Origin of the sequence: Burkholderia perseverans, from assembly GCF_022870505.1 — a bacterium.
Lineage (GTDB): Bacteria > Pseudomonadota > Gammaproteobacteria > Burkholderiales > Burkholderiaceae > Burkholderia > Burkholderia plantarii.
This window is the reverse complement of the sequence record NZ_CP045094.1, coordinates 2,698,893-2,712,660: the sequence shown is the minus strand read 5'-3', so window position 1 is coordinate 2,712,660 and position 13,768 is coordinate 2,698,893. Positions and strand designations below refer to the sequence as shown.

At 70.0% G+C, this 13,768-nt stretch carries 11 protein-coding genes; 4 read left to right on the top strand and 7 right to left on the bottom strand.

The annotated features are described in order from the left end of the window. Positions 1-59 precede the first annotated feature (59 nt). From BpN12_RS26550 to mfd, 4 genes are all read right to left on the bottom strand, one after another. Positions 60-500 (bottom strand): DUF3574 domain-containing protein, encoded by a 441-nt coding sequence (locus BpN12_RS26550; RefSeq protein WP_246795183.1) that lies wholly within the window; start codon positions 498-500, stop codon positions 60-62. Between the two features lie 513 nt (positions 501-1,013). Next, on the bottom strand, positions 1,014-2,042 hold the full coding sequence (locus BpN12_RS26545; RefSeq protein WP_246795182.1) for a pyridoxal-phosphate dependent enzyme: 1,029 nt from the start codon (positions 2,040-2,042) through the stop codon (positions 1,014-1,016). 48 nt (positions 2,043-2,090) lie between these two features. Beyond that, positions 2,091-3,308, bottom strand: coding sequence for an acetylornithine deacetylase (gene argE / locus BpN12_RS26540; protein ID WP_246795181.1), 1,218 nt, complete (start codon positions 3,306-3,308; stop codon positions 2,091-2,093). 222 nt (positions 3,309-3,530) lie between these two features. Next, the gene (gene mfd, locus BpN12_RS26535; RefSeq protein WP_246795180.1) at positions 3,531-7,004 is read right to left on the bottom strand and encodes a transcription-repair coupling factor; all 3,474 of its coding nucleotides are present in this window, start codon (positions 7,002-7,004) and stop codon (positions 3,531-3,533) included. Positions 7,005-7,118: 114 nt separating this feature from the next. On the opposite strand from mfd, the gene ispD reads away from it, so the two are divergent. Beyond that, complete coding sequence (ispD, locus tag BpN12_RS26530) at positions 7,119-7,829, top strand: 2-C-methyl-D-erythritol 4-phosphate cytidylyltransferase (RefSeq protein WP_246795179.1); 711 nt, start codon at positions 7,119-7,121, stop codon at positions 7,827-7,829. 28 nt (positions 7,830-7,857) lie between these two features. Then, positions 7,858-8,343, top strand: coding sequence for a 2-C-methyl-D-erythritol 2,4-cyclodiphosphate synthase (ispF, locus tag BpN12_RS26525; RefSeq protein ID WP_042625294.1), 486 nt, complete (start codon positions 7,858-7,860; stop codon positions 8,341-8,343). Between the two features lie 143 nt (positions 8,344-8,486). Here ispF and BpN12_RS26520 read toward each other — a convergent pair whose 3' ends face one another. From BpN12_RS26520 to ompR, 3 genes are all read right to left on the bottom strand, one after another. Next, entirely contained in the window at positions 8,487-9,035 is a 549-nt protein-coding gene (locus tag BpN12_RS26520) for a redoxin domain-containing protein (protein ID WP_246795178.1), read from the bottom strand. 129 nt (positions 9,036-9,164) lie between these two features. After that, a complete protein-coding gene (locus BpN12_RS26515; RefSeq protein WP_246795177.1) occupies positions 9,165-10,529 on the bottom strand; it encodes an ATP-binding protein in 1,365 nt (454 codons plus the stop codon). Positions 10,530-10,602: 73 nt separating this feature from the next. After that, entirely contained in the window at positions 10,603-11,337 is a 735-nt protein-coding gene (gene ompR / locus BpN12_RS26510) for an osmolarity response regulator transcription factor OmpR (protein WP_015875381.1), read from the bottom strand. A gap of 259 nt (positions 11,338-11,596) precedes the next feature. On the opposite strand from ompR, the gene BpN12_RS26505 reads away from it, so the two are divergent. Continuing rightward, complete coding sequence (locus BpN12_RS26505; protein WP_246798019.1) at positions 11,597-11,893, top strand: hypothetical protein; 297 nt, start codon at positions 11,597-11,599, stop codon at positions 11,891-11,893. Positions 11,894-12,245: 352 nt separating this feature from the next. Beyond that, positions 12,246-13,736: a DUF1800 domain-containing protein gene (locus tag BpN12_RS26500; protein WP_425306326.1), complete on the top strand. Its 1,491-nt coding sequence runs from the start codon at positions 12,246-12,248 to the stop codon at positions 13,734-13,736. Positions 13,737-13,768 lie beyond the last annotated feature (32 nt).

The window sequence follows — 13,768 nt, the reverse complement described above, 5'->3', positions numbered from 1 at the left end:
ACGACGGCGCGGCGAATTTCGCCGCGCCGTTTTTCTTTGTGGCGCCGGCCTTGGCGGCCTCAGAACGAGGCGCAGACGCGCGTGACGAGCAGCCCGACCGCCTGCTGATGGAAGCGCTGCTGCCAGGCGGTGCGGATCTCGTCGATCGCGCGCCGCGTGGCCGGCGTCGGCGGCGCGACGAGGCGAATCACGAACGAGGCCTCGCGCACGACCGCGCCGGTGTCGCGGTCGCGCCATTGGCCCTGCGTGTCCCACAGCGTCAGGCCGTCGGGGAAGCGCGGCGTGACGACCTCGGCGACGAAGGCCTGGCGTTCGGCGTCGGTCACCGTGCCGTGGCCCTCGATATCGCGGCCGAACAGCAGGTCGGCCTGCTCGGCGGGCTGGCTGCCGGCACCCGTGCAGGCCGGCGGCGCGGCGGCGGGTTGCGTGGCCGGCAGCGGCGCGCAGCCGGCCAGCCAGAGGGCCGCGCCGAGGCCGGCGAGGGCGCCGCGTAGCGGCACGGCAGGGCGCCGTGGCCGGCGCGGTGAGCGGGATGATGGCAGCGGGGGCTGGATCGGTGTGGCGGGCATCGCGTGACTCCTTTCTTCGACGAAGGCTTGGTGGCGAATCGCACCGGCCGCGGCACGGCAAATGGCGGCGGCGCCGGGAGCGACGATCCCGGCGTATGCGGTACGCATTCGGTGCGAACCCGGGGCCGCCGCCGTCTCCTATCCAGACGGTCGCGCGACGCGCGAGTTGTCCACAGTTTATGTTGAAAGGCTTGTTGATAAGCTCGGGGAATGCGCCGCAAACCCTTGAGTGGGCACGGCTTTTCGACGTGGGGCGCGGCGTGGGCAGCAGCGGGCTTGCGGCCGGCTTCGCAAACGATCGCGGCGGGTCGCTGCCCGATTCGAGGCGCCGCCGCGAAAGCCCGTGCAATCAAGCATTTGGATGGCTTGTCAGGTGCTTGTCCACAGGCTCTTCAACACAATCTGGGGATATCGTCGCGGGCGTGCCGCACGCGTGCCGCGGGTTCAGCTCGCGCGGTGCGCGCCAGCGGGCGTGGCGAGGTGCGCCGCGAACGCGGCCGGATCGAGGTTCGAGCCCGGCAGCAGCACGCCCACCCGCCGGCCCTGCAGCGTCTCGCGCAGCGGGCCGAGCAGCGCCGCCATCGGCGCCGCGCAGGCGGGCTCGACGGCCACCTTCAGGGTGGTGTGCAGATAGCGCATCGCCACGCGTAGCGCGTCGTCGTCGACGCAGACGAGGCGCTCGACGTGCCGCCGGCACAGCTCGTAGCCGTATTCCTCGGCGTGGGTGGCGGCCAGCGCGCCGGCGATGGTGTGCGCCGAGCGCAACTCGACCGGCCGGTTCGCCGCGAAGCTGCGGCTCATCACGTCGGCGCCCTCGGGCTCGACGCCGTACACGCGGATCCGCGGGCTCGCGAGCCGCAGCGCCGTCGCGATGCCGGCGGCCAGCCCGCCGCCGCCGACCGGCACGATCACGGCGTCGAGGTCGGGCGCCTGGGTGGCCCATTCGTAGCCGAGCGTGGCGGTGCCGAGGATCGTGCGATAGCCGTTGAACGCATGCACGAACTGCCGGCCTTCCTCGATCTCGATGCGCCGCACCCGTTCGAACGCATCGGCCTGCCCGGCCGCCATCACGACTTCGGCGCCGTACTGCCGGCACAGCGCGAGCGGCGCGGCGTCGGCCGTGTCGAGCAGCACCACTTTCGCGCCGATGCCGAGCCGCATCGCCGCGTAGGCGAGCGCCGCCGCGTGATTGCCCGACGACACGCAGGTCACGCCGCAGCGCCGCTGCGGCTCGCCGAGCGCGAGCAGGTTCGCGAACGCGCTGCGCACCTTGAAGCTGCCACTCGCCTGCAGCAGCTCGAACTTCAGGTTGACGTGGGTGGCGTCGAGCGAGGGCAACCCGGCGCGCTCGAACACCGGCGTGCGCGAGACCCAGGGCGTGAGCGCGAAGTGCTCGGCGGCGATGTCGTCGAGCGTGGGGATCGGCTCGCCGTTGATGGACGAATGAACGGGGGGCGGGGAGAGGGTCGACATGGCGGAGAGCCGGGGCGCGCCGCGCAGGCGGACCGCCCCCGGCGGGTGTCAGGCGAGCGTCATGCTGTAGATGAACTTGCGCAGGAAGTGCTCGCAGGCGTCGAGCTGCGCTAGCTCGACGTACTCGTTGGCCTTGTGCGCCTGCTCGATGTCGCCCGGCCCGCAGACCACGCTCGGAATGCCGGCGTTCGCGAACAGCCCCGCCTCGGTGCCGTAGGCGACCTTGCGCTGCGAGCGGTCGGCCGTCAGCGCGCGCACCAGTTCGGTGATCGCGGCCTGCTCGTCGGCGTCGAGGCCCGGCGCGGCGGCGATCTTCGAGATCTCGATGGCCGCGTCCGGATGCTCGCGGCGCATCTTCGGCAGCAGCGTGTCGCGCGCGTAGGCGTCGATGCGCGCGAAGATCGTGTCGGGATCGAGCGTCGGCAGGTTGCGGAATTCGAACGAGAAGCGGCACTCGGCCGGCACCGTGTTGATCGCGTTGCCGCCTTCGATCAGGCTCGTCTGCGCGGTCGTGAACGGCACGTCGTAGAGCTCGTCGAACGGCCCGTTGGCGCGGAACTCGTCGGCGATGTCGCGGATGTGGCAGATCAGCCGCGCCGCGTACTCGATCGCGTTGAGCCCCTTCGGCGTCAGCGACGAATGGGCGGCGTGGCCGCGCACGCAGCAGCGATAGGTATTGATGCCCTTGTGCGCGATGATCGGGCGCATGCTGGTGGGCTCGCCCACGATGCAGCCGCCCGGCTGCAGGCCGCGGCGCTTCAGCTCGGCCAGCATCAGCGGCGCGCCCGCGCAGCCGATTTCCTCGTCGTAGGACAGCGCGAGATGGATCGGCCGGGCCAGCTTCGCCGCCTGCATCTCCGGCACCAGCGCGAGCGCCGCGCCGATGAAACCCTTCATGTCGCAGGTGCCGCGCCCGTAGAGCCGGCCGTCGCGGATGGTGGGCGTGAACGGGTCGCTGTCCCACTGCTGGCCGTCCACCGGCACCACGTCGGTGTGCCCCGACAGCACCACGCCGCCGTCGGTGGCGCCGTCGTGCGCGGGAATCGTCGCGAACAGGTTGGCCCAGCCGTCGCGCTTGTCGTGCGTCAGCGTCGATTCGATGCCGCGCGCGGCGAGCGCGTCGCGCACGGTCTCGATGAGACCCAGGTTCGGCACGCGGCTGGTGGTGTCCATCGCGACGAGGTCGCGGACCCACGGCAGGCTGACGGGCGATTCGACGGCGGGGAGGGCGTGGGCGGACGGCACGGCGGCGTCGACGGGAGGCATGGTGAAACTCCGGATGGCGATACGAAAATCATACTCAAAAACGCGCCGGCCCGCGCTCGCGCGGCGCCTTGCGGCGCAGCACGGGGTGTTTTCTCACCGTCGGGCGGCGCGCGAGCGGCGCAAGGCGGCGTGGCGGCGACGGATGCGCCGCTGCGGCGTCCGCCGCCGGTCCCGCCCAGGGCCCGGCGCGTCCCGCTCGCCGCGTGCCAGCTGGCCGGTGCCTCAGCGCGCCGGCGCGGCGGCGCGCCCCGTGGACGGCTGCCCCAGCGCGCGCAGCGTTTCCTTGACCGTCGACACGCGGATCGCCAGGTCCGGCGTGCGCGTCTCGATGCGCAGCTTGTCCTGGCCGGCCAGCTTCACATGGCGGTGCTTCTGCACCATCTCGATGATGCGCATCGGGTCGATCGGCGGGTTCGGCACGAACTGCATGCCGATCGCGGCCTCGCTCGCGTCGATCTTGCTGATGCCGAGCGGCTTGGCCGCGAGCCGCAGCCGGTGCGTCTCGACCAGCGCGTGAGCCTGCGGCGGCAGCTTGCCGAAGCGGTCGATCAGCTCCTCCTGGATCGCGTCGATCGCGTCGCCTTCCTCGCAGTTGGCGAGCCGCTTGTACAGCGAGAGCCGTTCCTGCACGTCGCCGCAATAGTCGGCGGGCAGGATCGCCGGCGTGTGCAGGTTGATCTCGGTGGTGGCCGCGAGCGGCGCGAGCAGGTCCGGCTCGCGGCCGTTCTTGAGCGCCTTCACCGCGTCGTTGAGCATCTCGGTGTAGAGCTGGAAGCCAATCTCGTGGATCTCGCCCGACTGCTTGTCGCCGAGCACCTCGCCGGTGCCGCGGATCTCGAGGTCGTGCATCGCGAGGTAGAAGCCCGAACCGAGTTCCTCCATCTGCTGGATCGCCTCGAGCCGCCGCTGCGCCTGCTTGGTGAGCGCCTGCGGATCATGCACCAGCAGGTAGGCGTAGGCCTGGTGGTGCGAGCGCCCGACGCGACCGCGCAGCTGGTGCAGCTGCGCGAGGCCGAACTTGTCGGCGCGATGCATGATGATGGTGTTCGCGCTCGGCACGTCGATGCCGGTCTCGATGATGGTCGTGCAGAGCAGCACGTTGGTGCGCTGGCCGACGAACTCGCGCATCACGCGTTCGAGTTCGCGCTCGTGCATCTGGCCGTGCGCGATCGAGATGCGCGCCTCGGGCACCAGCGCCTCCAGCATCGTCTTGCGGTTCTCGATCGTCTCGACCTCGTTGTGCAGGAAGTACACCTGGCCGCCACGCTTGAGCTCGCGCAGCATCGCCTCGCGGATCACGCTTTCCTCCTCGCGCCGCACGAAGGTCTTGATCGCGAGCCGCTTCTGCGGCGCGGTGGCGATCACCGAGAAATCGCGCAGGCCTTCCAGCGCCATGCCGAGCGTGCGCGGGATCGGCGTGGCGGTCAGCGTCAGCACGTCCACCTCGGCGCGCAGCGCCTTCAGCGCCTCCTTCTGGCGCACCCCGAAGCGATGTTCCTCGTCGATGATGACGAGCCCGAGCCGCTTGAACTGCACGTCCGAGGACAGCAGCTTGTGGGTGCCGATCACGATGTCGACGCTGCCCTCGTTGATCTGCTGGATCGCCGCGTTGACTTCCTTGGTGGACTTGAAGCGCGACAGCTCGGCCACCCGCACCGGCCAGTCGGCGAAGCGGTCGATGAAGGTCTGGGTGTGCTGTTCGGCGAGCAGCGTGGTGGGCGAGAGCAGCGCCACCTGCTTGCCGCCCATCACGGCGATGAACGCGGCGCGCAGCGCCACCTCGGTCTTGCCGAAGCCGACGTCGCCGCACACCAGGCGGTCCATCGGCTTGCCGCTCGTCATGTCGCCGATCACGGCCGCGATCGCGGCGGCCTGGTCGGGCGTTTCCTCGAAGCCGAAGCTCTCGGCGAACTTCACGTAGTCGCGCGGTTCGAGCGCGAACGCATGGCCCTCGCGCGCGGCGCGCCGCGCGTAGAGGTTCAGCAGCTCGGCGGCGGTGTCGCGGATCTGCTGGGCCGCCTTGCGCTTGGCGCGCTCCCACTGGCCCGAGCCGAGCTGGTGCAGCGGCGCGCTGTCGGGATCGGCGCCGCTGTAGCGCGAGATCACGTGCAGCTGCGCGACCGGCACGTAGAGCTTGCTGTCGCCCGCGTACTCGAGATGCAGGAACTCGGTCTCGCCCTCGCCGAGATCCATCGAGACCAGCCCCATGTAGCGGCCGATGCCGTGCTGCGTGTGGACCACCGGGTCGCCCACCTTCAGCTCCGAGAGGTCGCGCACCATCGCGTCGACGTTGCTGGCCTGCTCCTGGCGGCGGCGCCCCGAGCGGCGGCCGGTCGAGCCGTACAGCTCGGTCTCGGTGACGATCGCGTAGCCTTCGCCCGGCACCGCGAAGCCGCTCGTGAGCGGCGCCACGCCGAGCGCGAAGCGTTCGTCGCTGGCCAGCCACGACGCATAGCTGTCGTTGCCGGCCGGCTTCAGGCCGTTTTCGGCGAACAGCTGCGCGAGCGTTTCGCGGCGGCCCGCCGATTCAACGGTGAACAGCACGCGGTTCGGGGTGGTCTGCAGATAGCGGCGGAAGCTGGCCACCGGGTCGTCGGCCTGCCGTTCGAGCGCGAGCGGCGGCAGCGTGGTGGCCCAGCCGCCGGCGGCCTGCGCGGGCAGCACCACGCGCGCGAACGGCTTGGCGAGCGTGTAGAAATCGTCGTCGCTGAGGAACAGCCGCTGCGGCTCGAGGATCGGCCGCTCGCGGTCGTGCGAGAGGAACGTGTAGCGCTGTTTCGTGTCGGCCGTGAAGCGGCGGATCGCCGTGTCGAGGTCGCCCGTGAATACCAGCTGCGCATGCTCGGGCAGGTAGTGGAACAGCGTGGCCGTGTCGTCGAAGAACAGCGGCAGGTAGTACTCGATGCCGGCCGACGGCACGCCGTTGCCGATGTCGCGATAGATCGGCGCGCGGCTCGGGTCGCCCTCGAAGGTCTCGCGCCAGCGGCTGCGGAATGCGGTGCGCGCGGCCTCGTCGAACGGGAATTCGCGGCCCGGCAGCAGGCGCACGTCGCGCACCGGATAGAGACTGCGCTGCGTGTCCGGGTCGAACGCGCGGATCGAATCGATCTGGTCGTCGAACAGGTCGATCCGGTAGGGCAGCGGCGAGCCCATCGGGAACAGGTCGATCAGCGAGCCGCGCACGCAATATTCGCCGGGGCGAACCACCTGGCTCACGTGCTCGTAGCCGGCCAGCGTCAGCTGCGCCTTGAATTTCGACTCGTCGAGCCGCTCGCCCTGCGTGAACGCGAACGTGTAGGCGGCCAGGAACGAGGCGGGCGGCATCCGGTAGAGCGCCGTGGTGGCCGGCACGAGCAGGATGTCGCAGCGGCCTTCGCCGAGGTCGTGCAGCGTGGCCAGCCGCTCCGAGACCAGGTCCTGGTGCGGCGAGAAGGTGTCGTAGGGCAGCGTTTCCCAGTCGGGCAGCAGCCGCACGCGCGCCTCGGGCGCGAAGAAGCCGATCTCGTGGGACAGCCGCTGCGCGTCGGACGGGTTCGCGCAGATCACCGCGAGAAGCGGCACCTGGGCCTTGTGCGCGGCGAGGTAGCGGGCGATCGCGAGGGCGTCGGCGGAGCCGGGCGCGCCGTCGAAGGCGAAGCGCTGACCCGCTTTGACGAGGGCGACGGGGGACGGCGGAAAGCTGGCGTTTTCTGGCATGGACGGGGCTGGATGGCAGGCGCCGTGTACGGCGGCGAGCGGCACGGCGGCCGAGGCGAAAGACCTATTATAAAATCCGTCTCTCGATTTCCCTATTTCCGGCGCTCCGCTCCCGTGACTCCCCGACTTTTTGCCCTGATTCCCTGCGCCGGCACCGGCAGCCGCTCCGGCTCGGCCCTGCCCAAGCAGTACCGCACGCTGGCCGGACGCGCGCTGCTGCACTACACGCTCGCCGCGTTCGACGCGCTCAGCGAGTTCTCGCAGACGCTGGTGGTGATCTCGCCCGACGATGCTCACTTCGACGCGCGCCGCTTCGCCGGCCTGCGTTTCGCGGTCAGCCGCTGCGGCGGCGCCTCGCGCCAGGCCTCGGTGCTCAACGGCCTGCTGGAGCTGGCCGGGTTCGGCGCGACCGACGCCGACTGGGTGCTGGTCCACGACGCGGCGCGCCCCGGCATCACGCCGGCGCTGATCCGCACGCTGGTCGCGACGCTGAAGGACGACCCGGTGGGCGGCATCGTCGCGCTGCCGGTGGCCGATACCTTGAAGCGCGTGCCGGCCGGCGGCGACGAGATCGCCCGGACCGAGGCGCGCGACGGCCTCTGGCAGGCCCAGACGCCGCAGATGTTCCGGATCGGCATGCTGCGCGAGGCGATCCTCGCCGCGCAGCGCGACGGCCACGACCTGACCGACGAAGCCAGCGCGATCGAGTGGGCCGGCCACGCGCCGCGCGTGGTGCAGGGCAACCTGCGCAACTTCAAGGTCACGTACCCCGAGGATTTCGAGCTGGCCGAGGCATTCCTGTCACGGCCCGCGCGCGCCTCCTGAACCCCTTCCACCACGAACCAGACACCGCATGGACATCAGAATCGGACAAGGCTACGACGTACACCAGCTGGTTCCCGGCCGGCCGCTCATCATCGGCGGCGTGACGATCCCCTACGAACGCGGCCTGCTCGGCCACTCGGACGCCGACGTGCTGCTGCACGCGCTGACCGACGCGCTGTTCGGCGCCGCCGCGCTCGGCGACATCGGCCGCCACTTCTCGGACACCGACCCGCAGTTCAAGGGCGCCGACAGCCGCGTGCTGCTGCGCGAATGCGCGAAGCGCGTGGCCGCCGCCGGCTTTACGATCGGCAATGTCGACACCACCGTGATCGCGCAGGCGCCGAAGCTCGCGCCGCACATCGATGCGATGCGCGCGAACATCGCCGAGGATCTCGGCCTGCCGCTCGACCGCGTCAACGTGAAGGCGAAGACCAACGAGAAGCTCGGCTATCTCGGCCGCGGCGAGGGCATCGAGGCGCAGGCCGCCGCACTGCTGGTGCGCGGCGCGGCGTAGGCCGCCTTCCGCCCTGCCGGGCACGCGGGCCTCGTGCTTGCCTGCCCGCGCTGCTGAAACACGACGCCCCGCGAACCGCTCGCGGGGCGTCGTCGTTTGGGGCCTGCGATGGAGGGATTGATGGCCGGCGCGGGCGGCGGCGCCTACGGCCGCGGGTCGCCGGCGGCCGACACGGGCGGGCAGGGCTCGCCGGTTTGCAGCGCTTCGAGCGTGCGCAGGATCTCCGCGGGATTGCGGCCCACGTCGAGGCTGTTGACCGAGACGTGCTGGATCGTGTTGTCGGCATCGACGATGAAGGTCGCGCGCAGCGCGACGCCGGCATCGTGGTCGCGAATCCCGAGCTGGTCGATCAGTTCGCCCTTCACGTCGCCGAACGCATGGTGATTGAGCCGGTCGAGGCCCGGATGCGCGCGGCGCCAGGCGAGCTTCACGAGTTCGTTGTCGGCGCTGCCGCCGAGCAGCACGGCGTCGCGCTGCTCGAACGCGTCGCGCAGCCGGCCGAATTCGACGATCTCGGCGGCGCAGACCGGCGAGAAATCCTTCGAATAGAAGTAGAACACCTTCCACTTGCCCGGAAACGAGGCTTCGGTGATCGTCTCGAAGGCCGACTGGCCGTTTTCCTCGGGATCGTTGAAGCCCGGCTTCGCGGCCGTGACGGTGAAGGTGTCGAGCAGGTCGCCGACGGTTTTCATGGGCGCTCGTTCCGGTGAGGGGGAGTCGGGCTGCCGGCGCGGCGGCAGCGGGTACCACGACTATAGATGGTTCGCGCCGGCATTTCAGGGGCGCCATCAAGCACGGGCGCGGTGGCCGGATGGCGCGGCTCAGGCCGGCGTGCGGGCGGCCTTGCCGGTCGGGAAGTCGAGCGACACCTCGAGGCCCGGCTCCGGCGCGCGGTTGCGCAGCTTCAGCGTGCCGCGATAGCGGCCCACCAGCCGCAGCACGATCGCCATGCCGAGGCCGGTGCCGTCCGCGTTGCTGCGCGCGGCGTCGACGCGATAGAACGGCCGCATCACGAGCGGCAGCTGGTCGTCGGGAATGCCGGGGCCCTCGTCGCGCACCACCACCTCCACGCGCGCATGCGAGGCGCGCGTCTCGATCGTGATGCGGGCGATGCCGTCGGCCTGGCTCAGGCCGTACTTGCGCGCGTTCTCGACCAGGTTGCCGATCACGCGGCGCATGTCGGTCTCGTCGGCCTCCACCACGGCGGCCGGCGCGAGCCGCGTGGTGATCTGCACGCCGTCCTCGTTGGCGAGGCGCGCGCCCACGTCGTGCGCGATCAGCGACAGGTCCACCGGCTCCAGCGTGCGCTGCTGGAGCGGCCGCGCGTAGTCGATGAACGCGGCGATGATGCGGTCCATCTGCTCGATGTCGTCCACCATCGCGTCCTTGGTGGCCTGGTCGGACGGGCTCATCTCGGTCTCGAGCCGCAGCCGCGCGAGCGGCGTGCGCAGGTCGTGCGAGATGCCCGCGAGCATCAGCGCGCGATCGGCGTCGAGCTGTTCGAGGTCGCGCACCATCTGGTTGAAGCTGCGGTTCGTCTCGGCCGCCACGCCCATGCCGCGCTCGGGCAGCGGCTCGGGCATCTGCCCCGCGCCGACCTTGCGCGCCGCATGCGCGAGCCGCGAGAACGGCTGGTTCACGAGGCTCGTGATGAACGCCGAGCCGAGCAGCGACAGCGCCAGCGCGAACAGCCCCCAGCCGGCCCACTGCAGGCCCGTGACGGTGTCGAGCTGGTCGCGGTCGAGCGCGACCCAGTAGTCGTCGTCGTCGATCTTGAAGCTGATCCAGACGCCGGGGATGTCGTTGACCGACTGCGCGATCACGGTGTCGTCGCCGAGCCGGCTGCGGATGTCGTGTTCGATCAGGCGATTGAGCGACTCGTCGGGCTGCAGCTTGAACTTGTCGGTGGTCTCGCGCGGATAGACGCGCACGCCCTCGTTGCTTTCCAGATCCTGCAGCAGCGCGCGGCGCAGATCGGGATCGGAGTAGAGCAGGGCGGTGCGCGTGAGCTTCACCACGGCGACGAGCTGCAGCGCCACGCGCTGCGCGCGCGGCTCGCGCTCGATCACGCGGAAGCTCTGGAACCACGCGGCGAGGCTCACCGCGATCAGCAGCGCGATCAGCAGGAAGGTGCGCCAGAACAACCCGCCGAAAACGAGCGTCAGGAGGCGCCGGTCAATACGCATAGGAGCGGACTGTCTCGGTGGCTGGGCGAAGGGAAGCCCGCGGACGCGCAGTCAGCGCGCCCGCGTGGCGGCATCAGGCGGCGCCGTCGGGAATGAAGACGTAGCCGAGGCCCCAGACGGTCTGGATGAAGCGCGGGCTGCCCGGATCAGGTTCGATCAGCTTGCGCAGCCGCGAGATCTGCACGTCGAGGCTGCGATCGAACACTTCGTATTCGCGCCCGCGCGCCAGTTCCATCAGCTTCTCGCGCGACAGCGGCTGGCGCGGATGGCGCGCGAACACCTTCAGCACCGAGAATTCGCCGGTGGTCAGCGGAATTTCCTGGCCCGACTTGGTCAGCGTGCGCGTGGCGAGATTCAGCGAGAACTCGCCGAACTCGAACACCTCGGTGGTTTCCGACGGCGCGCCCGGCAGTTCGGCCGGCGCCTGGCGGCGCAGCACCGCGTGGATGCGCGCGACCAGCTCGCGCGGATTGAACGGCTTCGGCAGGTAATCGTCCGCGCCCATTTCGAGGCCGACGATGCGATCGACGTCCTCGCCCTTGGCCGTGAGCATGATGATCGGCGTGCGGTCGTTGCTGCCGCGCAGCCGGCGGCAGATCGACAGGCCGTCCTCGCCGGGCAGCATCAGGTCGAGCACGAGCAGGTCGAAGCGCTCGCGGACCCAGAGCTTGTTCATGGCGGTCGCGTTTTCCGCGACGTAGACGTTGAAGCCCTGCTCGCCCAGATAGCGGCGCAGCAGATCGCGCAGGCGGGGATCGTCGTCCACGACGAGGATTTTCGAGGGATTTTTGGTTTCCATGGGCGGCATCTTATCGCGATTACGAAGGGGCGCACGGGCGCGGGATTTTACGAGTAACAGTCAGTTACAAAATTTACCCGTGCTGCGATGTTGAGTAAAGCCACTCGTTAGACACTCCTTTACTTGGCGCGGAAATTCAGTGGATACTCCACCCACTCGATTTTTCGTAGTTCGTTCGCCCGATATTCGCCGGGTTCGTTCAAGTACCAGAGGTAAACGGTTGCCGCGTGAGGAAGGGAACAAATCGACCAGAGAAGCGAGCACGGTGATGCGATCGAGCCGGATCGCATGGGCACTGGCGTTCGCGTTCGCCGGTCTCTTTGCATCGAACCTTGCCTGCGCGCAGCGCCCCGAGCGCAACGCGCCGTCGCATCGGGCACCGCGCCCGCACGTACCGACGCCGCCGCGTGATTCGCAGCTCGACCGCTTCGACGATCCGCCCGGCCGTTCCGCCGTCTCTCCCGATCTCGACGAGCGTCGCCGCGACGGCCACATGACGCCCGAGGAACGGCATCTGCTCCGACAGCATATTGAAGACGCGGTGCGCGAACTGTACAAGCGCTGACTTCATCGGCTGGGTTCTCGTTGTGTGGCGTGAGTCGTCACTCCGCCGTTTCACCGTCGTTTCTCCGCCGTGTCGTCGTCCCTCATTTCAATCGATTACCTGCGCGTGACATCGCGCGGTGCCTGATTGCGCGCATTTCCACATCGATCGGCATGCCGCGTGGCCGATGCCGTGTGTTCGCCACGACGGCGCGGTTACGTTTGCGACGCCTGGTTACACGTTTGCGGCACTGACCCGCGCACGATGCGTCAACGAGGTCGCCGGGCGGCCCGTTGAGCAACGAGTGGCGCGCTGCCGATACTGGCATCGCGGTCGAAACGTCGATCGCCGATCGACTGGGGAGGGACACACGATGCATCGATCCGGAACCGTTGCGAACCCTGCCGGCGCGCTCGCCGGTGCGCGCCCGCCAGCCGCGATGCTCGTGCCGCTCGATGCGGACGACGCGCGTTTCCTGCTCGGCCGCACCGGCTTCTCGCCGACGCCGGCCGAGCTGGCGCCCTATGTCGGCATGACGCGCGCGGCGGCCGTCGACTCACTGCTGGCCGCCGCGCGGCAGGCTCCAATGACGCCGCTGCCCGACTGGGCCGACGCGCCGCTGCCGCCGCGCGCGGTGCGCAACGCCTGGACCCCCGACCAGCGCCGCGCCGACCAGCGTCTGCAGGCTCAACGCTACGACGCGCTGCGCGCCTGGTGGCTCGGCGAGATGCTGGCCACGCCGTCGCCGCTCGCCGAGCGCATGACGCTGTTCTGGCATCGCCATTTCACCTCGGGGCAGGACAAGGTGCCGTATCCGCGCACCATGGCTGCGCAGCATCGGCTGCTGCGCGCGCAGGCGCTCGGCAATTTCGGCACGATGCTGCACGCGGTCGCGATCGACCCGGCGATGCTGCAGTATCTCGACGGCGCGAGCAATCGCAAGGGGCGCCCCAACGAAAACTTCGCGCGCGAGGTGATGGAGCTGTTCACGCTCGGCGAAGGCCATTACACGCAGCACGACGTGACCGACGCGGCCCGTGCGCTGACCGGCTGGGGGCTCGACGCCGATACGCTCGAAACCGTTTGGCATCCGAATCTTCACGACGACGGCATCAAGACCGTGCTCGGCGAGACCGGTCCGCTCGACACCGCTCGCGTGCTCGACATCCTGCTCGCGCAGCCCGGGACGGCCCGCTTCGTCGCCGCGAAGCTGTGGCGCGAGTTCGTGTCCGATACGCCGGAGCCGGCCGCGCTCGACACCGTCGCCGCACGCTTTCGCGACAGCGGCTACGAGATCGGCGCGGCGCTCGCGGCGCTGTTTGCCACCGACGCGTTCTGGAGCGATGCGGTGCGCGGCGTGCATGTGAAGGCGCCGACCGAATTCGTGGCGGGCACGGTCCGCCTGTTCGAACTCGACTACGGCGACGCGGCGCAGTTCGTGCCGGTGCTGAACGCGCTCGGCGAGCGGCTGTTCGCGCCGCCGAACGTGAAGGGCTGGCCGGGCGGCCCGCTCTGGATCAACAGCTCGACCTTGCTCGCGCGCAAGCAGTTCGTGGAGCGCATGTTTCGCTCGACCGCCGCCGGCTATCATGCGAAGCCGCCTGCGGCAGCCATGGCGAGGGCCACGGGCAAGGCGGGCATGCCGGCCGCCGCGCCGCTCGCGAACGGCGCGATGCGCTTCGATCTCGACGGCTGGCTCGCGCGGTTCGGCACGACGCCGCAGGCGCGGCCGACGCTGTCGGCCGAGTTGCAGCTGCAGCACGCGGTGCTGCCGATTTTGCCGGTCGCCGCGATCGAGGCCGACGCGAACGGCGCCGCGTATCTGCGTGCGCTGCTGATGGACCCGGTCTATCAGTTGAGCTGAGCGGGATCAGGCGACGGAACGAGAAGCGAACG